A 21,371-nucleotide genomic window follows, 5' to 3' on the forward strand; every position below is an offset into this window, starting at 1 on the left:
GCCGGGCCGCTACATCTTGGCGAGTTTTGCCCGCACCATCATGAAGACGCCGTAACAGATCAGGCCGATTCCCACGGCTGCCAGCATGTACATGCCGAAGGGCTGGTCGCGCAGGCCCTTCAGCCCGCCGTCGAGCCCGGTTGACTCCTCGGGGTGCACTTTCACGGTCGCGATGACGATCAGCAGGCCAGCCAGCAGCAGGGCGATGCCCTTGGCCGTGTAGCCGACGACGCCCAGGACGGTCACCGCGGTCCTGGCCTTCGGCGAGGCGGGGAGCCGGAGGTGCTTGGCGAAGGACTGCCGGAAGCCGCGGATGGCATAGACGATGCCCGCGATGGCGATCCCCGCGCCGACGGCGAGCAGGAGCAGATAGCCGCCAGGGGCTTTCATCACCGACGCGGTGAGGTCGCTGGTTGAGCTGCTGTGGTCTTTGCCGGCGCCGCTGGCAAAGGAGAACAGGGTGAGGGCGAGCCCGGCGTAGACGACAGCCTGAAGAGCGGCCTTGGCCTTCTTCGCCAGTTTCTTCTTTCCTGGGAGGTGCTCGAAATCGAAGATGGCGTCACTGGTCTGCCAGATCGCAAGGGCCACGCAGGCCGCGAAGGAACTCCACAGCAGCACCGGCCCGGCCGGCTGCGCGGCGAGCTGTTCCACCGCCCCGCTGACGTCCGCCTCGCCTTCGCCGCCCATGGAAAGCCGGATCGCGACCAATCCGATCAGCAGATGCAGCACGCCGCTGACGGCAAACCCGGCCCGCGCCGCAAACTCCAGCGTCCGGGAGTTGGTGATGTCCTCGGCCGCGCCCGCGGCGTCCTTCAGTTCTCTTTTGATGATGGATCCTTCAACTGACTCGGTGGTTCTTTCGGACCGCAGTGCCGCCCGGTTCGTGCCTCTGAGGTAATCGTGCCACGCCGAACGCGCCGGGAACAGCACTGCCGCCGGTCCGGATCCTGGGACGGCGACTCACCCCAGCCGGGCGCTCAGCGGCGGCGGTAGCTGAGGTCGAAAATGAGCCGTCCGGCCTCGTGCGCCTTGTTCTCGAAACTCGTCAGGATCCGGCCGTCAAACCGCGGCGCCCAGCCGCCCGTCTCGTCGGTGCCCTCGTTGGGGCCGGTGTGTTCGGTGCTCACGGGTGCGCGGCCCTCCTTGACGGGGGCCCCGCCCACGAGGGACTCGACGCCGGACTCCCACACCTGGGTGAGGGGGCTCTCGGCGCCGCTGCGCTCGCCGTCGTGCAGGTTCTCGAAGTCGGCGGAGCCGGCCAGGACCTCGCGCACGTGGACCGCGTAGTTGGACCAGTCCGTCGCGATGCGCCAAAGTCCGCCGGGTTTCAGGGCCCGGGCGGCAAGGTCGGCGAAGGCAGGCTGGATGAGGCGGCGTTTGTGGTGGCGGGACTTGTGCCACGGGTCCGGGAAGAAAACCCACAGTTCCGTGACGGAACCGGCCGGCAGCATGGTGGCGAGCACCTCGGGCGCGTTCGCCTCCACCACGCGGACGTTGTTCAGGCCGCGGCTGTTGATCTTGATCAGCGTGTTGGCCAGCCCCGGGGTATAGACCTCAATGGCGAGGAAGTCCGTGTCCGGGTTCTCCTCGGCGGCGTGGCACACGGCGTCGCCGAGTCCGGAACCGATCTCCACGATCAGCGGGGCCTTCCGGCCGAATTCGGCCCCGGCGTCGAAGACGTAGTCCGGGTGCACGGAGGTGTTGGCGATGTGGCGGGGCACCTCGACGGCCCAACGGTCAGAGTGTTCGTCCCAGGCCACCTGCCGGCGGCCGTGCAGGCGGGTGCCGCGGCGCACAAAGCTGACCGGACGGCCTCCATAGGTGCCGAAGGAGGCCTGGGTGCCGGGGGTCACCGGGCGCGAAGGCTGCGGCGTTTCGGGGGATTCTGGGGATTCACTCATCCCTTCCAGAATAGTGGAGTCCCGGCGTCCGCCCGGGCGGGCAGCAGTGACCGTCCCGGCGCTGGTGGCACCGCCGCCTGCACGGGGCCTGCCAGAATGGGGTCCGTGACCACACCGAAAAGCTCCCCGGACTCCACCGCCAGCGGCACCGAGGTCGTGGACCGCCTGGGCCTGCTGGTGGACGCCGAAATCGACGACGTCCCCGCGGCTGAGCCCACCCGGGTCGGCAGCCGCCGCGCCCTGGCCTACCTGGGCGTGTGCCTGATCCTGATCGGGCTGAACCTCCGCACCGTCTTCTCCAGCTTCTCCGCGGTCCTCCCCGAGGTGACGGCCGACGCCGGGCTGCCGGGCTGGGCGGTCGTCGTCCTCACCACGGTCCCGGTGACCCTGCTCGGGGTGTTCGCCCCGCTCGCTCCCGTCCTGGCCCGCCGCTTCGGGGCCGAGCGCGTCCTGCTGGGCGCGATGGCGGTGCTCACGGCCGGACTGCTGCTGCGGCCGCTCGACGCCGGGGACGCCGGGCACCTGCCCGCCCTGCTGGCCGGGACGGCTGCCTGCGGTGCCGCGATCTCGCTCTGCAACGTGCTGCTGCCCGGACTGGTGAAGCGTGACTTCCCCCACCGGCTCGGCCTGATGGGCGGGCTCTACACCACCGCGATCTGCGCCTCCGCAGCCCTCGGCGCCGGGTTCACCTACCCGGTCTTCAGCGCGACGGGGGACTGGACCGCGGCGCTGCGGTTCTGGGCGCTGCCCGCCGGCGTCGTGCTTCTGCTCTTCCTGCCGCTGGCCATCCGGCAGCGCCACGGCCGGCACCAGGCCGCGCACGGCGGAGTGAACGTGTGGCGCTCGGCGGTCGCCTGGCAGGTGACGATGTTTATGGTGCTGCAGGCGATGATGTCCTTCAGCGTGTTCGCCTGGCTGGCACCGATCCTGCGCGAACGCGGGGTGGACGGCGGCACCGCCGGGGTGATCGTCTCCGTCTCGATCCTGCTGCAGATGCTGGGGTCCCTGTTCGCCCCCGCGCTCGCCACCAGGTTCCGGGATCAGCGCGCGATCAACACCGTGGTGGCGCTCATGACCGGCGGCGGCTTCGCGCTGAGTATCTTCGGCCCGCTGGAGCTGATCTGGGTGTGGACCGGGCTGCTGGGTTTGGGCCAGGGCAGCCTGACCGCCGTCGCGCTGACCATGATCATGGTCCGCACCCGCGACGGCCACACCGCCGCGCACCTGTCCGGGATGATGCAGGGCGTCGGCTACGGCGTGGGTTCCACCGGCACCCTGATGGTCGGCCAGCTGCACCAGGCCACCGGCTCCTTCGCAGCAGCGGGGGTCCTGTTCCTGGTGGTCGGCTCGCTGGCCGCGGTGTTCGGCTACCGCGCGGGGCGGAACCGCTTCATCGGCGGCTGACCACCAGCCGCGACTGACCGCGGAGCCCTACGGGCGCCGGACCAGCAGATACTTGTCGGTGAGGTAGTCGGCAATGGCCAGGCACGACGTGGCGGCCGGCGACGGCGCGTTCCTCAGCAGCGTCACCGGGCCGACCTGGTCCACCGCGAAGTCGTCCAGCAGCGCACCGTCGCGGCCCCAGGCCTGGGCCCGGACACCCGCGGCGGTCTTCGCCGTGAGGTCCGACATCCTCAGTTCGGGGATGAAGCGCCGGGCCTTGCGATAGTAGAGCGCCTTGACGAGCGAGGCGCTGATCTCGTCCACGCCCATCCGCCAGTGCTTCTTCGCCAGCGGGCCCGCCCCCGGCCACCGCAGCGATTCCCAGGTGTCCTTCGCCGAGACCGCGAGCCACCCGTAGCCCTCCCGGGCGAGGGCCGGCACAGCGTTGGGACCCACGTGCACGTCGTCGTACACACCGCGGGTGAAGTGCACGCCCAGGAAGGGGAACCGCGGGTCCGGCACCGGGTAGATCATCCCCCGCACCAGGTCGCTCCGCTCAGGGTTCAGCGACCAGTATTCGCCCCGGAACGGGAGGATTTTCGGCGAGGGGTCCGCCCCCACCAGACGGGCCACGACGTCGGACTGCAGGCCGGCGCAGGCGATCACGCGGTCGAAGACGTGCTCCGACCCGGCCGTGCCGACGCGCACGGTGGCGCCCTCGACGGCCATCGACACCACTTCCTGTCCGAGCAGGACCGTGCCGCCGGCCGCCCGGACGTCCTGCGCCATCGCCTCGGTGATCGCCGCGAAGTCGACGACGGCGGTGTGCGGGGAGTGGACCGCTGCCACGCCTGCGACGTGCGGTTCGATGTCGTGCAGCCGGGCGGCGCCGTCGATCCGGGCAAGGCCGGGCACACCGTTCGCCCGTGAGCGCTTCTCGATTTCCGCCAGGGCAGGCAACTCGGACTCGTCGACGGCGACCACCAGTTTGCCGGCTTCCCGGTACGGGAGGCTCTTCTGCCGGCAGTAGTCCCGGAGGGCCTCCCGGCCCGCCACGCACAACTGCGCTTTCAGCGATCCCGCCGCGTAGTAGAGACCGGCATGCACCACGCCCGAGTTGTGGCCGGTCTGGTGGCTGGCCAGCCGGTTCTCCTTCTCGAAGACGGTGACCTCGCCGATCCCACGCTGAGCGAGGGAGCGTGCCAGCGCGATGCCAACGATCCCTCCACCGATGATTCCGATTCGTTCGTTCACGTCGTTGTGTCCTTTCCGCCGCTGTCTTCCCGCGAGTATAGAACTGCAGGGCATGGTGCGCCCCGCCCGCCGGCTGTGGCATGCTTCCCCTTGAGCCAACTTCCCCGTCCCGCCAGGAACTGTAGACCGGCCAGAGGCCCGGGCCTCACCGCCGGCTGAGGTTCCACGGTTCCGTCCACAACTATCGATCAGGCCGCCATCTTGCCCCGTACCGCCCCCGCTCCGAGCCTGGATTCAGCCGGCATCTTCCACCGCGACTACTTGCTGGTGACGCTGGGCGCCTGTGCCCTCGTGTTCCTGGTCGCGTTCGAATCGCTGGCCGTGACCACGATCATGCCGCTGGTCAGCCGGGAGCTGGACGGGGCTGCCCTTTACGCCCTGGCGTTCGCCGGTCCGCTTGCCACCGGCGTCATCGGTATGGTGGCCGCCGGCAACTGGTCCGACCGGCGCGGCCCGGTGGGGCCGCTGTACGCCTCCGTGGCCCTGTTTGTGCTGGGCCTGCTGATCGCCGGAACAGCGGCGACCATGCCTGCGCTGGTGGCCGGCCGGCTGGTCCAGGGCCTGGGCGGCGGCGCGATGACGGTGGCGCTGTATGTGGTGATCGCCCGGGTCTATCCGCCCGTGCTGCACCCGAAGATCTTCGCCGCTTTTTCCGCCGCCTGGGTGATTCCCTCGCTGGTCGGTCCCTTCGCCGCCGGCCTCGTGGCGCAGCTGGTCAGTTGGCACTGGGTGTTCCTCGGCGTGGTGGGGCTCGTGGTGCCGGCCCTGCTGATGGTGGTGCCGGCCCTGCGCGGGCTGCACGGCACGCCCGACACCGGAACCCCGAAGCCTGCCGCGCCGGGGGACATGTCCACTGAGGCCCCGCGGAAGTCCTCGGGCTCCGGCCGGCTGGCCTGGGCCGCGCTCGCGGCCCTCGCCGTGCTCGGCCTGAACCTCTCCGTCCGCCTGCCGGTGGCCGGCGGGATCGCGGCGGTGGCGGCCGTCGCCGTGGCCCTCATCGCCGTCCGCCCGCTGGTGCCGCGGGGAACCCTGACGGCCCGCCGCGGCCTGCCCAGCGTCATCCTCACCCGCGGGCTGGCCTCTGCCGCGTTCTTCGGCGCCGAGGTGTACCTGCCGTACCTGCTGGTGGAACGCTACGATTTCTCGCCCACCTTCGCCGGGCTGGCGCTCACCGGCGGGGCCGTCTCCTGGGCCGCTGGCTCCGCGGTCCAGGGCCGGCTGGGGTCGCGCCTGGACCACCGCCGCGCGGTCCGGATCGGCGCGGCCCTCGTTCTCGGCGCCGTTGTCCTGGTGCTGGTGACCACGGTCCTGAACTGGCCGGCCGCCGTCGCGATCGCCGCCTGGGTGTTCGCCGGAGCCGGCATGGGGCTGATGTATGCGCGCCTGAGCGTGATGACCCTGGCCCTGTCCAGCAAGCAAAACGAGGGCTTCAACAGTTCGGCGATGTCCATCTCCGACTCGCTGGGCGGGGCGCTGTCCCTCGCCACCACGGGCATCATCTTTGCCGCGTTCCCGACGGCGGCGGCGTCCTTCGGCGGCGTCTTCGCCCTGACGGCGGTGATCGGCGTCGCCGCGGTCGTCGTCGCCGCGCGCGTTGCCGGGCGCTGAGGCGTGCCATGACGCGGGTAGCGGCCAAGGACCGTTGGCACGGGGAGCGCTGTTAACACAGGAAGCTCCGGCCGGTGGATCCGGCCGGAGCTTCCCCTGAGGGCTTCCCGGTGGGGGCCTGGCTGCCGGTTTCCCGGGCAGGGCAGGCCTAAACGCCTGCGGTCACCGTCTCGGCCTCGCGGACAGCTTTCCACTCGGCGATCCGAGCCTGCTGCAGCGGCGTCTGGCGGTTGAGGTACCAGGCCGCGCCGAGGAGCAGGAACCAAACCGGGGTAACGAAGAGGGCGAGCCGGGTATCGTCAGCCTGGCCCAGTGCCACCAGCATGAACCCGAAGAACGCGAGCACGACGTACGGCATGAAGCCCGAGCCCGGCATCTTGAATGTGGAAGCGGCGTGCAGGGCGGGCCTGCGGCGGCGGAACACAATGTAACTGATGAGGATCATTGACCAGACGAACATGGTCAGCACGGACGCCACCGAAGTGACGATGGTGAAGGCGCCGATGACGGAGTCGCCGGAGTACAGCAGGATCAGCCCGGCCAGCAGGAAGATGCAGGAGAACAGCAGGGCGTTCTGCGGAACCTTGCGCGGGCTGAGCTTTCCGAACGCTTTGGGGGCGTTGCCGTCCTGAGCGAGGCCGTAAACCATGCGGGAGGTGGAGTAGATCCCGGAGTTGGCACTGGACGCAGCTGACGTGAGGACCACCAGGTTGATGACCACCGCGGCGATGCCCAAGCCGGCCAGCGTGAACATCCCAATGAAGGGGCTGCTCGCAGCGTCGATGTTCCGCCACGGGTTGACGGCCATGATGACGACAAGGGCGCCCACGTAGAAGAGCAGGACCCGGATGGGGATGGAGTTGATGGCGCGCGGCAGGTTCTTTTCGGGGTCCTTCGTTTCGGCGGCCGCCGTGCCCACAAGTTCGATGCCGGCGAACGCGAAGATCGCGATCTGGAACCCCAGGACAAAGCCGAACATGCCGTGCGGGAACATGCCGCCGTCATTCCAGAGGTTGGACAGGCTCGCCACAGCCCCGTCGGGGGAGGTGAAGTGGGTGGCGATCATGACGATGCCCGTGCCAATGAGGGCAAGGATTGCCACCACCTTGATGATGGCGAACCAGAATTCCGCCTCACCAAAAGCCTTGACGCTGGGGAGGTTCAGCACGATTAGCACCACCGGGGTGATCAGAGCCGGGATCCAAAGCGGGGTGCCCGGGGCGAGCTTGTCCACGTACCCCGCGATCGCGACGATGTCGGCCACGCCGGTCACCACCCAGAAGAACCAGTAGGACCAGCCAGTGAAGAAGCCGGCCCAGGGTCCCAGAAGGTCGCCGGCGAAGTCGCTGAAGGACTTGTAGTTCAGGTTTGAGAGCAGGATCTCGCCCATGGCACGCATGACGAAGAACAGCATGAAGCCGATGATCATGTAGACGAAGATGACCGACGGGCCGGCCAGCGAAATGGTCTTCCCGGAACCCATAAACAGCCCGGTGCCGATAGCGCCGCCGATGGCCAGCAGCTGGATGTGGCGGTTGCCCAGGGCGCGGGCGAGGTGCGGTTCCTGCCCGTCGCTGCTGGAGGAATTGAGGGCGGGCTTCGGACCGGCCGTTGTGGTGCGTTCAGACATTGGGCTTCTTCCTAGTACGGGCGCGCCGGGGCGGAGGACCTTCCGCAGGCGGCGCGCACGGATCCATCTGATGTGTGATGGAGGTAACACTTTGTCGTGTGGATTAAGCGTAGGCGCCGCGCGGGGCCGGTTCGCGGCGGCCCAGTGGCCCGGACGACGGCGCTGCCCGGCAGACGCCCGCGAACTGTCCTGGGCACCCGAACGGTTTCCACCCGACCGCGCAAGGTCCCCGCGACGCGGCTTTCCCCCCGGCCCTTCCTGCGGGAACGGCAATTTTTCGGCAACCGCCGGACGCCACCCCGGCCGCCTCGGGCGGGGGGTGCGACGCGCCTCCTCCAGCTTTTCCCGGGTCGACGTATGTCGAGAAAGCTCGCCTCGGTTGTCGCCTCGTGTTCTGGGTCACAACCCCGGCAGTAGCCCCGATCCAAGGCGCCGGGGCTGCCGCGGGGCGGAGCCGGCGTCGGGCTAGTGCGCCGCCAGCCGGGTGGCGCGCAGCACGGCGTCCGTCAGCGCGGCAGCCTCGCCGTCGGGCCCGGTGGCGCTGCGGTGCCGGGTGTCCACGACGTCGAGCCGCCACTGGGGTGCCTCGATGCCCAGCTCGCCGGCCAGCTGCTCCGCCGTGTAAAACCGCTCCGCCGCGTGATCATGGTGCTGCCCCCAGGGCGGCAGCCCGGCGGGGTGGTGCCCCACGATCAGCAGCGTGCCGCCGGTCCGCACCGCCGCCGCGGCCAGCTGCAGGGCCTGCTGCCAGGGCATCACGGTGGAGTGCAGGAACTGGGCTGTGACCAGGTCGAAGAGCTCCCCGGGCACCCACGTGGCCAGATCCTGCCGCACCCAGGTGATGTTCCCGCTGTGGCCGCGTTCCTGCGCATGCGCTTCGGCCCGCTCCAGCGCGACGGCGGAGACGTCGACGGCGGTGACCTTCCAGCCGCGGCTGGCGAGCCAGATGGCGTCCGCGCCCTCGCCGCAACCCAGGTCAAGGGCCGTCCCGGGAGGAAGGTGCGCGGCCTCGGCCATCAGCTGCGGGTTCGGCTCGCCGCTCCAGATCTTGGCCCGGCTGCGGTACTTCTCGTCCCACACTTGGGCCGCACTGACAGTGCTCTCGTGCTCGGAGTGCTTGGGGTGCTTGTGTTCCGTCATCGTTGTCCTCGCCGGTCTCGGGGTGTCGGGGTGTGGGGCCGTTTCCCACATCATGGCAGGGGAAGGCTCCGGGCGACACCGGAACATCGGCTGCACCCCAAAATTGACACACGAAGATCACCGCCCGGAAACGCCCGCGAAACCTCGGTGATGGAGGCTGGAGCCGGAGGACGGAACGACGCTGGGGTGCATCCGGATCTGAGGAAGGAACAGGCCATGACCGTAGACGTTGCGCAGCAGGTGACATCGTGTGGGGAGCTGTCGGTGGGGGACAAGATTGAAGCGTGGCACAACGGCAAGCTCTTCCACCGGGGCGAGGTAATCCGGACGGTGGCGGCCACGGACCTTTTTTGGATCCTGGACGAGCGGACCGGAACCCGGCGGCTGATCGACGCCGAGGTGCTGGTGATCCGCCGCGCGGCGGTCCCGGCAGCCAGGCACGGTTCCGCGGCCACATGCGAATCACCGCCCGGGCGCGGTTCCGCGGCGGCGCATGGCTCGACGGCCACACACGATTCGGCGGCCACCGCCCCGGGCAGGGCGTCCGGACGGCCGGCGTCGGAGGCCCCGGCGCCCGTCGTGCCGGCGTCGCACGTGCCGCTGTTCCAGGCCCCCAGCCTGGCGGGCTGAGGGGCGGGCTGAGGGGACAAAACGGTCCTGGCCTCGCCGGATGATAGACTGAGGGAACTTGATGTGCAGTGATGCCCACTTTGGTCTTGAATGATCGGTCCGGTTCATCAACCGGTTCCCCTGCGGATTCCTTTCGGATTCCTTCAGGGAGTGGGACTTTTTCATGTGAGAGGCACATCCTGCGTCGATGAACGCGTTCTATTTGGTCCCGGCCGCCGCCCCCACGGGCAGCTGGCCGGTTGATCACCTGACTTTTCTTCGGCGAACCCCTGGGCCAACCGGCACCGGGGGCCGATATCCGCACGGATACCGCCTGAAAGACCTTTGAAACATATGACTACTTTCGCTGCCCTCGGCACGCCCAAGGCTCTCGCCGACACCCTTACCGCCCAGGGAATCGTTGAACCGTTCCCCATCCAGGTCAAGACCCTGCCGGACACCCTGGCCGGACGCGACGTCCTGGGCCGCGGCCGCACCGGCTCCGGCAAGACCATTGCCTTCGCCATCCCGCTTGTAGCACGACTCGCTGAGCGGGAAGCCAAGCACTTCCGCAAGCCCGGCCGCCCGATGGGCCTGGTCCTCGCGCCGACCCGTGAGCTGGCCACCCAGCTGAACGCGACCATCGAGCCGATGGCCAAGGCCATGGGCCTGAACACGACCGTTATTTATGGCGGCATTTCCCAGGCCCGCCAGGAAAAGGCGCTGCGCGCCGGCGTCGACATCGTCATCGCCTGCCCGGGCCGCCTGGAGGACCTGATCCGCCAGCGTGTCCTGACCCTCGAGGGCGTCGAGATCACCGTGCTGGACGAGGCCGACCACATGGCCGACCTCGGCTTCCTCCCCGTGGTCAAGAAGCTCATGGACATGACCCCCAGCCAGGGCCAGCGCATGCTGTTCTCCGCCACGCTGGACAACGGCGTGGACAAGATCGTCCAGCGCTACCTGTCCAACCCGCTGACCCACGCCGTGGATGAATCACAGGCCGCGGTCACCACGATGGAGCACCACGTGCTCGTCGTCAACGACCAGACCGTCAAGAAGCAGCTGATCGTCGAGCTCGCCTCGGGCGCCGGCCGCCGGGTGCTCTTCCTGCGGACCAAGCACCACGCCCGCAAGCTGGCCAAGACCCTGACCGACGCCGGCATCCCCGCCGTCGACCTGCACGGCAACCTCTCGCAGAACGCCCGTGACCGGAACCTTGCCGAGTTCTCCTCCGGTGAAGTCCGCGTCCTGGTCGCCACCGACGTCGCCGCCCGCGGTGTCCACGTCGACGACGTCGAGCTGGTCATCCACGTGGATCCGCCCACAGAGCACAAGGCCTACCTGCACCGCTCAGGCCGTACCGCCCGCGCCGGCTCCGACGGCACCGTCGTCACGCTGACCCTGCCGGAGCAGCAGTCCGACGTCAAGAAGCTGATGAAGGCTGCCGGCGTCGAGGTTAACTTCGAGCGCGTCACGGCCAACTCGCCGCTGGTTGCTCAACTGGTCGGCGAAATGGCCGACAAGATCGACCCGCGCACCCGCGCCGCACTGCTGGCCGCCAAGTCCAACCAGGGCGGCGGCAGCTCCACCGGCGCCAACGCCGAGCGCAAGCGCGCCCGCCGCACCACCCAGGCCGCACCCACTGCGGGTGGCCGTGGCGGCCGTGGCGGACGCGGACGCGTCGGCACCGAGGCTCCCCGCACCGATCTGCCCCGCGCCGAGCGCCGTGCCGTGGCCTACGAGGGCCAGGCCGCCGCGCGCAACGCAGCAGACCGTGTGATTGAGCGCAACGAGGACCGGCAGGATGCCGAGCGCGCCGAGCGCCGCAGCGTCCGCGCCCGCTCCACCTCCTACGGCACCCACCGGAACGATGTTCCGGCCGCCGGCGGCCGCGCCTCGGCCGGCCGCGGTTCAGACGGCCGCGCCGCAGAAGGGCGCAGCGACGCCCGGGGCGCTTCGGCTCCCCGCACCGGCGCACCCCGGAGCGGCGCACCGCGCGGCGGGGCTCCCCGCACGGGCGGCGCCACCGGCGGCCAGCGCGGCGGGCGTCCGGCAACGGGCCAGCGTGCAGCTGCCGGCGCCAAGACCGCTGGAAGCAGCAGCGCCGGCGGAAACTCGGCTGTCTGGTCCTCCAACACCGGCGGCACCTCGGGCGGATCCTACGCAGGCGGCGGCAACGGCCGCTCCGGCGAAGGCCGTCCGGCCCGCAGCGGCGGCCCCCGCCGCGCGTCCGCCCCGGCGTCGAACGAACGCCGCAGCCGCTAATCCCCAACCGCTCCCTAACCTCGCAAGCTCGGTCAGGGAACCCGGCGGTCGTGGCCCCAGCTTAACCACCATCGAGTGCTCCGTAACTGCCGTTTAGAGGGTTCATAACGGCAGTTCTGGAGCACTCGACGAGGTTTTGGCCTACCAGCCGCGGGCGCGCCACTCCTCCAGGTGCGGGCGTTCCGCACCCAGGGTGGTGGGCTTCCCGTGGCCCGGATGCACCACGGTGTCATCCGGATACGCCCCGAACAGCCGCTCGCTGACATCGCTGATCAGCTGGGCGAACCGGTCCGGATCGTTTTGCGTGTTGCCCACGCCTCCCGGGAACAGCGAGTCGCCGGAGAAGATATGCGCCGGGCCCTCCGGGTCCTGGTACACCAGCGCGATCGACCCCGGGGTATGGCCGCGCAGGTGCACTGCCGTCACGTCGAAGCCGTCGAAGTTGCCGACGTCCCCGTGATCCAGCAGCACATCCACCGGCACCGGCAGCTCGGGGGCGTCATCCGTCCCGGCCGCAGTCTTGACCCCGGTGGCCGCCACCAGGCCCGGCAGCGCACGGACATGGTCCCAATGCTGGTGGGTGGTGGCAACCAGCGCCAGCTTCGGCGCCGCGGAGGTATCCGCGGCGGCGTCGGCAAGCAGCCCCTGGATGGCGGCCAGATCATCGGCCGCATCGATCAGGAGCTGCGCGCCCGACGCTTTGCTGGTGAGCAGATACACGTTGTTGTCCATCTCGCTGACCGAAATGCGGCGGATGGTGATGTCACGTAACGAATGAATGAGCGAGTCCATGGGCTTCAGTCTACGGAGACGCTATTCACGGCCCTGGGACACCCAGTTGGGGTCCGCGGAGCGGGAGCCGACGACGGCGTCCGCGGCGGCGTCGAGTTTCTCGAGTTGCGCTGCGGTGAAGTCGAGCGTCAACGCGCCGAGGTTCTCGTCGATCCGGTCCGCCCTGCGCGTGCCGGGGATCGGGACCACGGGCAGGCCCAGCTTCCGGCCCTGCGCGAGCAGCCAGGCCAGCGCCACCTGGGCAGGAGTTGCAGCCTGCCCGGCTGCGGCAAGTTCAGCCGCGACGGACTGCACGGCCGCGACTACACCCTGGTTGGCGTCCAGCGCCGCCTCGGCGAAGCGCGGGATGTTGCGGCGGAAGTCGTTGCTGCCCAGCGTTGATGCGTCCACGGTCCCGGTGAGGAATCCCCGGCCCAGCGGCGAATAAGGCACAAACCCCACCCCCAGCTCGGCCGCGGCAGGAACAACGTTTTGTTCCACATCGCGGCTCCAGATGGACCACTCGCTCTGGACCGCGGCGATCGGGTGGACGCTGCTGGCTTCACGCAGCTCCTCGGCCGTCACCTCGGAAAGGCCCAGATGCCGCACCTTGCCGGCCTGCACCAGCCCCGCCATGGCCTCCACGGTTTCCACAATCGGAACGCGGAGGTCGCGGCGGTGCATGTAGTACAGGTCGATGGTGTCGGTGCCCAGCCGTCGCAGGCTGCGGTCCACGGCCTGCCGCACATACGCGGCGTCACCCCGGATATCCGAGTAGCCGGCGGACGGGGTGCCCACCAGGCCAAACTTCGTAGCCAGCTGCACCTCGCCGCGGCGTTCCTTGAGGAGCCGGGCGATGAGCTCCTCGTTGCTGCCGCCGCCGTAGATGTCCGCCGTGTCGATGAAGCTGACCCCGGCATCCACGGCATGGTGCAGGGTGCGCAGGGCCTCGGCCGGATCCACCTCCCCGTACACCGGGGTCAGGGCCATGCCGCCGAACCCCAGGGGACTGACCATCAAACCGTCGCCGAGCATGGCTGTTGCTGCCTTCATGGGGGCCTCTCTTTCGCTGTTTCTACCCCCAACCCGGGGCCGCTCCGGAGTATTCCTGCGCTCCCGCCCAGTTACTAACGGGAGCCGGGCCGCATCCACGGCGTGTCGCCCCGGATCACGCCTCCGGGCGCGCACTAACTGGGCGGGAGCGCCGGGGTGGCCGCGGATTTCGCCGCCGGCAGCAGCTTCAGCCCGGCCGCGCAGCCCACAATCCCCGCGATGAACAGCAATTTCAGCGGACTGGCCGGTTCGACGCCGGTCGCCATCGCCCAGCCGACCGTCAGGGCCGCGCCGATCCCGACCCAGACGGCGTAGGCCGTGCCGAGCGGGATGCTTTTGACTGCCAGGCCCAGCCCGGCCATGCTCAGCGCCGCGGTGATCGCGAACACGAGGGTCGGCAGCGGGCGGGTGAAACCGTCGGACAGGCCCAGGGCCGTGGCCCAGACCGCCTCCAGCACGGCGGAGGCGAGCAGGATGAGCCAGGCCGCCGTGGCGGCGGGCGCTTTGGTGGCCGGTTTCGGTGTGCGGTTCGCGGCCATCATCACGCCACCAGCTTCAGGCCGGCCACGCACGCGACGATCCCGCCGAGCAGCAGGATCCGCGCCGCCGTCGTGGGCTCAACCTTGGCGATCATGGCGTAGGCGGAGGTCAGCACCACGCCGACGCCCACCCAGACGGCGTAGGCGGTGCCGGTCGGGATGGACTGCATGGCCACCGCAAGTCCGCCGGTGCTGGCCAGTACGGAGACGAGGAAGACGGCGGCCGGCGCGATCCGGCGGCGGCCTGTGGCCTGCGCGGTCCGGTGCAGGGCCGCGGCCCAGACGGCTTCCAGCGACCCGGAAAGGATAAGGATTAACCACGACATGACAGCTCCTGTGGCCAGTCTTGTCGCGTGCCGGGTACTGAACCGTCGTCCGGAGGCCCCTGACGCGGGGTCTTGATTCCAGCCTAGCAACACCCCCGCGGAGAGGCGAACCCGCGGCAACGAGCGGCGCATGACCCCACCATCGAGTACTCCCCACCGGCCCCTCGCCTCGCAAGCTCGGCCAGGGCACCGTACCCGCGCCGAACCCCACCATCGAGTGCTCCAGGACCGCCCTTTTGAGGGTCCAAAACGGCGGTTGTGGAGCACTCGATGGGACGGCGTGCGGGTCAGAGAGCGGTGGCTTCGCTCCAGATCCGGAACTTCCTGCCCACGGGATGGACGCTGCAGCCATCCGCGGCGGCGGCGAGGTCCCCGGCGGCGATGTCCGGTGCGGCCGAGACGATGGCGCGGCCGTCCGGGTTGACCAGGGTGGCCCGTTCCCCGATCCGGCGCAGGGCAGCCATGGCCCCGCGCTCGAGCCGCTGTACGGTGACGTCCATCCCCACAATGCCCACCACCGGACCGTCCGCGCGGCAGAAGACCGGGTGCGTGAAGGTCAGGACGTATTCGTCGGTGCACAGGAAGTCCACGTACGGCCCGGTCACGTGGGGCTGGCCGGTCTCCACCGGGACGCGGAACCACTCGGACTTGACGTAACGGCTGATGGAGTTGGGGCTGAAGTTGGCGAGGGCGTCCACGTGCTCCAGTTCCTCGCCCTGCCACCAGGCGATGTAGCTGCGCTCGGGCCCCAGCAGCCCGGCGTTGGCAAGGAATCCTGCGCCGGCCACGTATCCGTCGGGAGTCCTGACCAGTTCCTCGACCACCGGCCGGATGAGTTTGTCCACGGCGGTGCCGGTGACCTTGCCGGAGAGCGCGGCGAGGGCCGTTCCCGTGTCCGCCGCCCACGCCGCGAGCCGGTCCTCGATCCCGGTGATGGCGGCGTCCAGTTCCCCGGCGTGCACGGTGATGGTGTCAATGGAGGCGGTGGTTTCCGACATCGGGTCTCTGCCTTAGCTCGAAGGAACCGGGGGTGCTCAGTAGCGTTTGGACTGCTCGGTCAGCAGCCAGTCCGTGGTGGCGGCGACCAGCGCCTTCACCGCGGTTTCCGCGGCGGCCGGCTCGCGGGCCTCAATGGCGGCCGCGACGTCCAGAAGGAGTCCGGTGGTCGTCGTGCGGTAGCCGGCGTCGGCGCACGGCAGCAGCGTGAGGGTGCCCAGGTCGGCCTGCAGCCGGATCAGCTCCCGGGCCAGCCTGGCCGAGCGGGCGATGGCGGCGACCTCGAGCAGGAACTCGGAGAGCGCCAGCCGCCAGTGCAGCGGATCCGCCTCCGCCGTCGGGATGAAGGAACGCAACGTGGCCACGTCCGCGGCGTCGGAGCGCCGGGCCGCGACGCCGGCGCAGGCGGCGGCGATCGCCTGGTAGTGCAGCCCCAGATCGCTGATCTGAAGCCGGGTCAGGTCCCGCAGCTGGTCCAGGGCCCGTTCCCGGGAGGGCAGGACGTTGTCGGCGATGAAGCTTCCCCCGCTGCGGCCCCGGGCCGTGCGGATGATGCCCGCGGTCCGCAGCTGGGACAGGGCCTCGCGCGCGGTCACAGCGGAGACGCCCAGGGCGGCCGCGAGTTCGGTCTCGTTGGGCAGGCGCTGGCCGCTGGTGAGCAACCCGGTTTCCACCGCCTGTTCAATCCGGCCGCACACCTCGTCCACCAGTCCCCGGGATTTGATCGGGGTGAACACGGCCGCCAGGCTGCGGGAAGCGCTCTGCGGTGTAAGCAGCATCCGGGCCTCCCTGGCAGTTTCTGGCATCGCGTCCCTGGCACCTGGTCCTGGCACCAAGAGCCGGCGCGCTGGGGCTTCCGGCGCCCGGTTGATCCATCCTAATCCGGGCTTTCGTGAGGGTCTATACACAAAACCTATGGAGTAATAGTATTTGGCCCATCAGCCCGTTGTGGCTTGGATCACATCCCGCTGTGTCGCATCTAAGACGATCCGGCAACGGAGTTAGGCGCACCCCATGACCGAAACGCTCGCCGCCGGAAGACAGGCGGAAACGAACGCGGTTCCGGCGATCCGCATGCGGAAACTCACCAAAGTCTTCGGGGACACCGTCGCCGTCAACAACCTGGACCTGGACATCCGCCAGGGCGAGTTCTTCTCCATGCTCGGTCCCTCCGGCTCCGGCAAAACCACCGTCCTGCGCCTGATCGCCGGCTTCGAGCTGCCCACCTCCGGGAGCATCGAGCTCGAGGGCAAGGACGTCACCGGCATGGCGCCCTTCGAACGGGACCTCAACACCGTCTTCCAGGACTATGCCCTGTTCCCGCACATGTCCCTCGTCGACAACGTCGCGTACGGCCTGCGCGTGCGGGGCATGCCCCGGAAGGAGCGCCAGGCGCGGGCCCGCGAAGCCCTGGAAAGGGTGCAGCTGGGGAAGTTCGTCGGACGCAAACCCGCCCAGCTCTCCGGCGGCCAGCGCCAGCGGGTCGCCCTGGCCCGGGCGCTGGTGGTGCAGCCGAAGGTCCTGCTGCTGGATGAACCGCTCGGCGCCCTGGACCTCAAGCTCCGCCAGCAGATGCAGGTGGAACTCAAGGAACTGCAGCGCTCGCTCGGCATCACCTTCATCTTCGTCACCCATGACCAGGAGGAGGCCCTGACCATGAGCGACCGGATCGGCGTCTTCAACAACGGGAGCCTGGAACAGATCGGCACGGCGCACGAGATCTATGAGCGCCCGGGCGGTGCGTTCGTGGCCAATTTCGTTGGCACTTCCAATATCTTCGACGCCGCCCAGGCCCAGGAACTCTACGGCCGCGCGGAGCAGGTCTGCATCCGGCCCGAACGGCTGCGCCTGTCCTGGACGGCGGCGCCGGAACCGCGCGCCGGCGTCACCTCCCGCCCCGGAACCGTCACGGCCCTCGTCTACGTGGGGCACGCCACCCAGGTGCGGGTGCAGCTCGACGACGGTCCCGCCGTCGTCGTTCTCGCTCCGGAGACGCTTCCCGGCGGCGACGCGGAACTGCTGGACCGCCGCGTCACGGTGAGCTGGGACGACGACGCCGCCGTCTGGCTGCCGCCCGGCGGCCCCTGACGCGTCAGCCGTGCACCCACCCGCGGAGTCTGCTTCTGATTCACCCCACAACGAAAGGTAAGGATCATGGCATCAAGGAATCGGGCCTCCCTCGTGGTTGGGGTGGCCGCGGCGGCAGCGCTCGCATTGGCGGGCTGCGGCACCACCGGCGGGGGATCGGCCACCCCGACCCCGCAGCCGGTCAAAACTGAAATCGGCCAGGGCGAAGGGCAGCTCACCATCCTGGGATGGCCGGGCTACGTCGAGGACGGCAGCAACGACCCCGCCGTCGACTGGGTGACCCCGTTCGAGACCGAGACCGGGTGCAAGGTGAGTTTCAAGCCCTTCGGCACCTCGGACGAAGCCGTGACCCTGATGCGCACCGGACAGTACGACGTCGTCTCGGCCTCCGGTGACGCCTCCCTGCGGCTGGTCGCCGGCAACGACGTGGAGCCCGTCAACATGGACCTGCTGAAGAACTACGCCGACGTGTACCCGTTCCTGAAGGACAAGGCCTGGAACACCGTGGACGGCCAGAACTACGGGATGCCCCACGGCTGGGGAGCCAACCTGCTGATGTACTCCGTGGACACCGTCACCCCGGCCCCCACCTCCTGGCGGGCCGTGTTCGACGACGCCGCCCAGCACAGCGGCAAGGTCACCGCCTACGATTCGCCGATCTACATCGCCGACGCCGCCGTGTACCTGATGGCCCACAAGCCGGAACTCGGGATCAAGAACCCCTACGCGCTGGACAAGGACCAGCTCGCCGCATCCGTGGACCTGCTGAAGCAGCAGCGCCAGCACATCGGCGAGTACTGGAGCGACGTCGTCAAGGAGGTCCAGGCCTTCGCCAGCGGCAGCACGGTGGTCGGCACCACCTGGCAGGTCGGCGCGAACATCGCCGTGGCGAACGGGACCAATGTGAAGACCCTGCTCCCCGAGGAGGGCGCCACCGGCTGGTCGGACACCTGGATGATCGGCTCGGAGTCCAAGAACAAGAACTGCGCCTACCTCTGGCTCGACTACATCGCCAGCCCCGCGGCCAATGCGGCGGTGGCGGAGTACTTCGGCGAATCGCCGGCCAACCCCAAGGCCTGTGAGCTGACCAAGGACAAGGCGCACTGCGAGACCTTCCACTCCGGTGACGAGGCCTACGCAGAGCAGATCTGGTACTGGACCACCCCGGTGGCCGACTGCCTGGACGGCCGCACGGACGTTAAGTGCACGGATTACTCGGAGTGGACGAAGGCCTGGACGGAGATCAAGGGCTGAGATGACCCTCCAGACGCAGCACCCGGTCCCCGGGGCGCCGCCGGCAGCTGCCGTGCCCCGGCCCAAAGCCCACAGGTTCTCGGCGCTGCTCCACCGCTCGCCGAACCTGCGGCTGGCGGGGCTGGTGACCGCCCCCGCCGGCTGGCTCGTGCTCGTCTACATCGCCGCCCTGGCGGCGCTGCTGATCACCGCGTTCTGGACCGTGGACACCTTCACCGGCAAGGTGTCCACGGAATGGACCACCGAGAACGTGGTGACGGTCCTGACCGATCCGGTCTACCAGCGGATCACCCTGCGGACCCTGTGGATCGCCATCGCCGTGACCCTGATCGACCTGGTCCTGGCACTGCCCATGGCGTTCTTCATCGCCAAGGTGGCCAGCCCGCGCTGGCAGAAGCTGCTGGTGGTGGCCGTGCTGATGCCGCTGTGGGCCAGCTACCTGGTCAAGGCCTACGCCTGGCGGAACGTGCTCGCCGACGGCGGGCTGCTGGAGTGGCTGGGGACGCCGGTCGGGCTGGAATCCCCGGGGTACGGGGAAACCGCCGTGATCCTGACGCTGGCCTACATCTGGCTGCCGTTCATGATCCTGCCCATCTACGCGGGCTTCGACCGGGTCCCCGATTCGCTGCTGGAGGCTTCCGGGGACCTGGGCGCGAAACCGCTGACCACGATGCGCCTGGTCATGTTCCCGCTGCTGGTCCCCTCGATCATCGCCGGGACGATCTTCACGTTCTCACTCTCGCTGGGGGACTACATCACGGCCCAGATCGTCGGCGGCACCACCCAGATGCTCGGCACCGTGGTCTACGCGAACGTCGGGGCCGCGAACAACCTGCCCTTCGCCGCCGCCGTCTCACTGGTCCCGATCGCGATCATCACGCTGTACCTCTTCATCGTCCGGCGCTCCGGCGCCCTCAACAGCCTGTGACCGACGGGCAGCTGGAAGGAGCACCATGAGACTTTCCCGAAGCGCCAAAGTCATCCTCGGCGTCGTCACTGCGCTGGTGTTCCTCTTCATCTATCTGCCGCTGCTGCTGGTGGTGGTGAACTCCTTCAACGCGGACCGGACGTTCGGCTGGCCGCCGCAGGGGTTCACCCTGGAGTGGTGGGGGCGGGCCTTCGATTCCCCGGGCGTCCGCGAGGCCGTGGTGTCCTCACTCTGGGTGGCGGCGGTCTCGACCCTCATTTCGCTGGTGCTGGGGACGCTCCTGGCGCTGGCCCTGCTGCGCTACAAGTTCTTCGGCCGGGACGTCATCAGCCTGCTCGTGATCCTGCCGATCGCGCTGCCCGGCATCGTGACCGGCATCGCCCTGAACAACATGTTCACCACCATTCTGGGTGTCTCGCTGAGCATGTGGACCGTCGTGATCGCGCACGCCACCTTCTGCATGGTGACCGTGTTCAACAACGTCATCGCGCGGCTGCGCCGGATGAGCGGCGGGCTGGAGGAGGCGTCAGCGGATCTGGGCGCCGGCGTGTTCACCACGTTCCGGCTGGTCACGTTCCCGCAGCTCCGCTCCGCCCTGCTGGCCGGCGGCCTGCTGGCCTTCGCGCTGAGCTTCGACGAGATTATCGTGACCACGTTCACCATCGGCGCCGGCGACACCACCCTGCCGATCTGGATCCTGCAGAACCTCTTCCGGCCCAACCAGGCGCCGGTGGTCAACGTCGTGGCCGTCGTCCTGATTGTCGTCTCGATCGTGCCGATCTGGCTCGCGCAGCGGCTGTCCCAGGACTCGGTGGGGATCGGCGCCACCCGGGTGAAGGTGACGGAGGGTTAGTCCGCGACCCGGTCGATCGACACGACGGCCAGGAAGCCGCGGCCCAGGATCTCGGGGGTGTCGGTGTCGGAACCGACGACGGCGTCATAGCGGGCCAGCGTCGTCGGCTCGGCCGCCTGCGGCCCGGGGGAGCCGCCGGCCGTGCCCGCGGCCGGCGCGGCACCGGATGGCGTGCCAGGCCCCGCGCCCGGCGCGGTGCCGGACGGCGCACCCGGCCCGGTGCCGGCGGTGCCGGGAGTGACCGCCGCCTGGCCCTGGAGCAGGATCCCGAACTGGCCCTCGAACACCGGATGCGCCCGCTTCTTGGAAAGTTCGATGATGGACGTGTAGCCCTTAAAGACGCCCTGGCGGGTGATGACGTTCAGGTCGCGGATATCGCCCGTCGGCAGCGCTCCGGTGGCGGCAGCGTCGCCGGAAAAACGGAACGGGCGGTACTTCTCGAGCGGGTGCTCGGCGCCGTCGACGCTGAGCAGCAGCAGTTCGCCCTCCACCACGGTGAGGACGCGGTCCATGCCGGGGTACGCGGAGAAGTCGCCGGCCTTGGACACCTCGGCGATGCTCACCCGCCAATCCCAGCCGGCAGCCGCAGGGCCGTCCTGGCCGGGGGCGTCCTGCCCGGGGGCTCCCTGCGCGGGGGCGGCCGCGGGATGGCTGGCCAGTTCGCGGGTCACCCCGCCGCCGTTGCGCCAGGGGTGGGCTTTCAGCTCGGCATAGCGGATGATCTCCATCCCTCCACCCTAGCGGCCGGCCGGGAAGGTCAGCGCGGGGCC

Annotated in this window: 20 protein-coding genes and 1 riboswitch; of the genes, 8 read left to right on the plus strand and 12 right to left on the minus strand. The window is 69.5% G+C overall.

What is annotated here, in order from left to right; translation table 11 throughout:
- Positions 1-9: 9 nt before the first annotated feature.
- Positions 10-816 (minus strand): DUF1206 domain-containing protein, encoded by an 807-nt coding sequence (locus tag J2W14_RS18335; RefSeq protein WP_307465282.1) that lies wholly within the window; start codon positions 814-816, stop codon positions 10-12.
- Between the two features lie 161 nt (positions 817-977).
- Positions 978-1,901 (minus strand): tRNA (guanosine(46)-N7)-methyltransferase TrmB, encoded by a 924-nt coding sequence (trmB, locus tag J2W14_RS18340; RefSeq protein WP_307465176.1) that lies wholly within the window; start codon positions 1,899-1,901, stop codon positions 978-980.
- A gap of 96 nt (positions 1,902-1,997) precedes the next feature.
- Between trmB and J2W14_RS18345 the strand changes: the two genes are divergently transcribed.
- Positions 1,998-3,305 (plus strand): MFS transporter, encoded by a 1,308-nt coding sequence (locus J2W14_RS18345; protein ID WP_307465178.1) that lies wholly within the window; start codon positions 1,998-2,000, stop codon positions 3,303-3,305.
- 27 nt (positions 3,306-3,332) lie between these two features.
- Here J2W14_RS18345 and lhgO read toward each other — a convergent pair whose 3' ends face one another.
- A complete protein-coding gene (lhgO, locus tag J2W14_RS18350) occupies positions 3,333-4,538 on the minus strand; it encodes an L-2-hydroxyglutarate oxidase (RefSeq protein ID WP_307465180.1) in 1,206 nt (401 codons plus the stop codon).
- A gap of 201 nt (positions 4,539-4,739) precedes the next feature.
- Between lhgO and J2W14_RS18355 the strand changes: the two genes are divergently transcribed.
- Complete coding sequence (locus J2W14_RS18355) at positions 4,740-6,146, plus strand: MFS transporter (protein WP_307465181.1); 1,407 nt, start codon at positions 4,740-4,742, stop codon at positions 6,144-6,146.
- Positions 6,147-6,294: 148 nt separating this feature from the next.
- Here J2W14_RS18355 and J2W14_RS18360 read toward each other — a convergent pair whose 3' ends face one another.
- Together J2W14_RS18360 and J2W14_RS18365 are read right to left on the minus strand one after the other, a co-directional pair.
- Entirely contained in the window at positions 6,295-7,776 is a 1,482-nt protein-coding gene (locus J2W14_RS18360) for an amino acid permease (protein ID WP_307465182.1), read from the minus strand.
- A 465-nt stretch (positions 7,777-8,241) separates the two neighbouring features.
- Positions 8,242-8,916 (minus strand): SAM-dependent methyltransferase, encoded by a 675-nt coding sequence (locus J2W14_RS18365; protein ID WP_307465184.1) that lies wholly within the window; start codon positions 8,914-8,916, stop codon positions 8,242-8,244.
- Positions 8,917-9,132: 216 nt separating this feature from the next.
- On the opposite strand from J2W14_RS18365, the gene J2W14_RS18370 reads away from it, so the two are divergent.
- Entirely contained in the window at positions 9,133-9,546 is a 414-nt protein-coding gene (locus tag J2W14_RS18370; protein ID WP_307465186.1) for a hypothetical protein, read from the plus strand.
- Between the two features lie 333 nt (positions 9,547-9,879).
- The gene (locus J2W14_RS18375) at positions 9,880-11,793 is read left to right on the plus strand and encodes a DEAD/DEAH box helicase (RefSeq protein ID WP_307465189.1); all 1,914 of its coding nucleotides are present in this window, start codon (positions 9,880-9,882) and stop codon (positions 11,791-11,793) included.
- A 141-nt stretch (positions 11,794-11,934) separates the two neighbouring features.
- On the opposite strand, the gene J2W14_RS18380 is transcribed toward J2W14_RS18375, so the two are convergent.
- The 6 genes from J2W14_RS18380 to J2W14_RS18405 all read right to left on the minus strand — a co-directional run bounded on the left by J2W14_RS18380 (position 11,935) and on the right by J2W14_RS18405 (position 16,257).
- Complete coding sequence (locus tag J2W14_RS18380) at positions 11,935-12,585, minus strand: MBL fold metallo-hydrolase (protein WP_307465191.1); 651 nt, start codon at positions 12,583-12,585, stop codon at positions 11,935-11,937.
- A 21-nt stretch (positions 12,586-12,606) separates the two neighbouring features.
- Entirely contained in the window at positions 12,607-13,617 is a 1,011-nt protein-coding gene (locus J2W14_RS18385) for an aldo/keto reductase (RefSeq protein WP_307465193.1), read from the minus strand.
- A gap of 134 nt (positions 13,618-13,751) precedes the next feature.
- Positions 13,752-14,156, minus strand: a complete 405-nt coding sequence (locus J2W14_RS18390; protein ID WP_307465283.1) for a DMT family transporter — start codon at positions 14,154-14,156, stop codon at positions 13,752-13,754.
- A gap of 2 nt (positions 14,157-14,158) precedes the next feature.
- Entirely contained in the window at positions 14,159-14,482 is a 324-nt protein-coding gene (locus J2W14_RS18395; protein WP_307465194.1) for a DMT family transporter, read from the minus strand.
- Between the two features lie 9 nt (positions 14,483-14,491).
- A riboswitch (guanidine-III (ykkC-III) riboswitch) is annotated at positions 14,492-14,557 on the minus strand.
- A gap of 212 nt (positions 14,558-14,769) precedes the next feature.
- Positions 14,770-15,480, minus strand: coding sequence for a cache domain-containing protein (locus tag J2W14_RS18400; protein ID WP_307465197.1), 711 nt, complete (start codon positions 15,478-15,480; stop codon positions 14,770-14,772).
- 36 nt (positions 15,481-15,516) lie between these two features.
- On the minus strand, positions 15,517-16,257 hold the full coding sequence (locus tag J2W14_RS18405; protein ID WP_307465200.1) for a FadR/GntR family transcriptional regulator: 741 nt from the start codon (positions 16,255-16,257) through the stop codon (positions 15,517-15,519).
- Positions 16,258-16,492: 235 nt separating this feature from the next.
- Between J2W14_RS18405 and J2W14_RS18410 the strand changes: the two genes are divergently transcribed.
- The 4 genes from J2W14_RS18410 to J2W14_RS18425 all read left to right on the plus strand — a co-directional run bounded on the left by J2W14_RS18410 (position 16,493) and on the right by J2W14_RS18425 (position 20,601).
- A complete protein-coding gene (locus J2W14_RS18410) occupies positions 16,493-17,566 on the plus strand; it encodes an ABC transporter ATP-binding protein (protein ID WP_307465202.1) in 1,074 nt (357 codons plus the stop codon).
- Positions 17,567-17,632: 66 nt separating this feature from the next.
- Positions 17,633-18,820 carry an extracellular solute-binding protein gene (locus J2W14_RS18415; RefSeq protein WP_307465203.1) on the plus strand — a complete coding sequence of 396 codons (1,188 nt, stop codon included), beginning with the start codon at positions 17,633-17,635 and terminating at the stop codon, positions 18,818-18,820.
- Position 18,821: 1 nt separating this feature from the next.
- Positions 18,822-19,748 (plus strand): ABC transporter permease, encoded by a 927-nt coding sequence (locus J2W14_RS18420; RefSeq protein WP_307465204.1) that lies wholly within the window; start codon positions 18,822-18,824, stop codon positions 19,746-19,748.
- 25 nt (positions 19,749-19,773) lie between these two features.
- Positions 19,774-20,601, plus strand: a complete 828-nt coding sequence (locus J2W14_RS18425) for an ABC transporter permease (RefSeq protein ID WP_307465206.1) — start codon at positions 19,774-19,776, stop codon at positions 20,599-20,601.
- On the opposite strand, the gene J2W14_RS18430 is transcribed toward J2W14_RS18425, so the two are convergent.
- Entirely contained in the window at positions 20,598-21,329 is a 732-nt protein-coding gene (locus J2W14_RS18430; protein ID WP_307465207.1) for a HutD/Ves family protein, read from the minus strand. The two genes, J2W14_RS18425 and J2W14_RS18430, sit on opposite strands and share 4 nt — an antisense overlap.
- Positions 21,330-21,371 lie beyond the last annotated feature (42 nt).

Origin of the sequence: Pseudarthrobacter oxydans (genome assembly GCF_030812335.1) — a bacterium.
Taxonomy (GTDB): Bacteria; Actinomycetota; Actinomycetes; order Actinomycetales; family Micrococcaceae; genus Arthrobacter; species Arthrobacter oxydans_B.

Bases quoted from the DNA above. Each gene is read 5' to 3' on its own strand.
- trmB (WP_307465176.1), bottom strand. From the start codon at position 1,901: ATGAGTGAATCCCCAGAATCCCCCGAAACGCCGCAGCCTTCGCGCCCG.
- J2W14_RS18345 (WP_307465178.1), top strand. From the start codon at position 1,998: ATGGGGTCCGTGACCACACCGAAAAGCTCCCCGGACTCCACCGCCAGC.
- J2W14_RS18360 (WP_307465182.1), bottom strand. From the start codon at position 7,776: ATGTCTGAACGCACCACAACGGCCGGTCCGAAGCCCGCCCTCAATTCC.
- J2W14_RS18365 (WP_307465184.1), bottom strand. From the start codon at position 8,916: ATGACGGAACACAAGCACCCCAAGCACTCCGAGCACGAGAGCACTGTC.
- J2W14_RS18370 (WP_307465186.1), top strand. From the start codon at position 9,133: ATGACCGTAGACGTTGCGCAGCAGGTGACATCGTGTGGGGAGCTGTCG.
- J2W14_RS18375 (WP_307465189.1), top strand. From the start codon at position 9,880: ATGACTACTTTCGCTGCCCTCGGCACGCCCAAGGCTCTCGCCGACACC.
- J2W14_RS18380 (WP_307465191.1), bottom strand. From the start codon at position 12,585: ATGGACTCGCTCATTCATTCGTTACGTGACATCACCATCCGCCGCATT.
- J2W14_RS18385 (WP_307465193.1), bottom strand. From the start codon at position 13,617: ATGAAGGCAGCAACAGCCATGCTCGGCGACGGTTTGATGGTCAGTCCC.
- J2W14_RS18390 (WP_307465283.1), bottom strand. From the start codon at position 14,156: ATGGCCGCGAACCGCACACCGAAACCGGCCACCAAAGCGCCCGCCGCC.
- J2W14_RS18395 (WP_307465194.1), bottom strand. From the start codon at position 14,482: ATGTCGTGGTTAATCCTTATCCTTTCCGGGTCGCTGGAAGCCGTCTGG.
- J2W14_RS18400 (WP_307465197.1), bottom strand. From the start codon at position 15,480: ATGTCGGAAACCACCGCCTCCATTGACACCATCACCGTGCACGCCGGG.
- J2W14_RS18405 (WP_307465200.1), bottom strand. From the start codon at position 16,257: ATGCTGCTTACACCGCAGAGCGCTTCCCGCAGCCTGGCGGCCGTGTTC.
- J2W14_RS18410 (WP_307465202.1), top strand. From the start codon at position 16,493: ATGACCGAAACGCTCGCCGCCGGAAGACAGGCGGAAACGAACGCGGTT.
- J2W14_RS18415 (WP_307465203.1), top strand. From the start codon at position 17,633: ATGGCATCAAGGAATCGGGCCTCCCTCGTGGTTGGGGTGGCCGCGGCG.
- J2W14_RS18420 (WP_307465204.1), top strand. From the start codon at position 18,822: ATGACCCTCCAGACGCAGCACCCGGTCCCCGGGGCGCCGCCGGCAGCT.
- J2W14_RS18425 (WP_307465206.1), top strand. From the start codon at position 19,774: ATGAGACTTTCCCGAAGCGCCAAAGTCATCCTCGGCGTCGTCACTGCG.
- J2W14_RS18430 (WP_307465207.1), bottom strand. From the start codon at position 21,329: ATGGAGATCATCCGCTATGCCGAGCTGAAAGCCCACCCCTGGCGCAAC.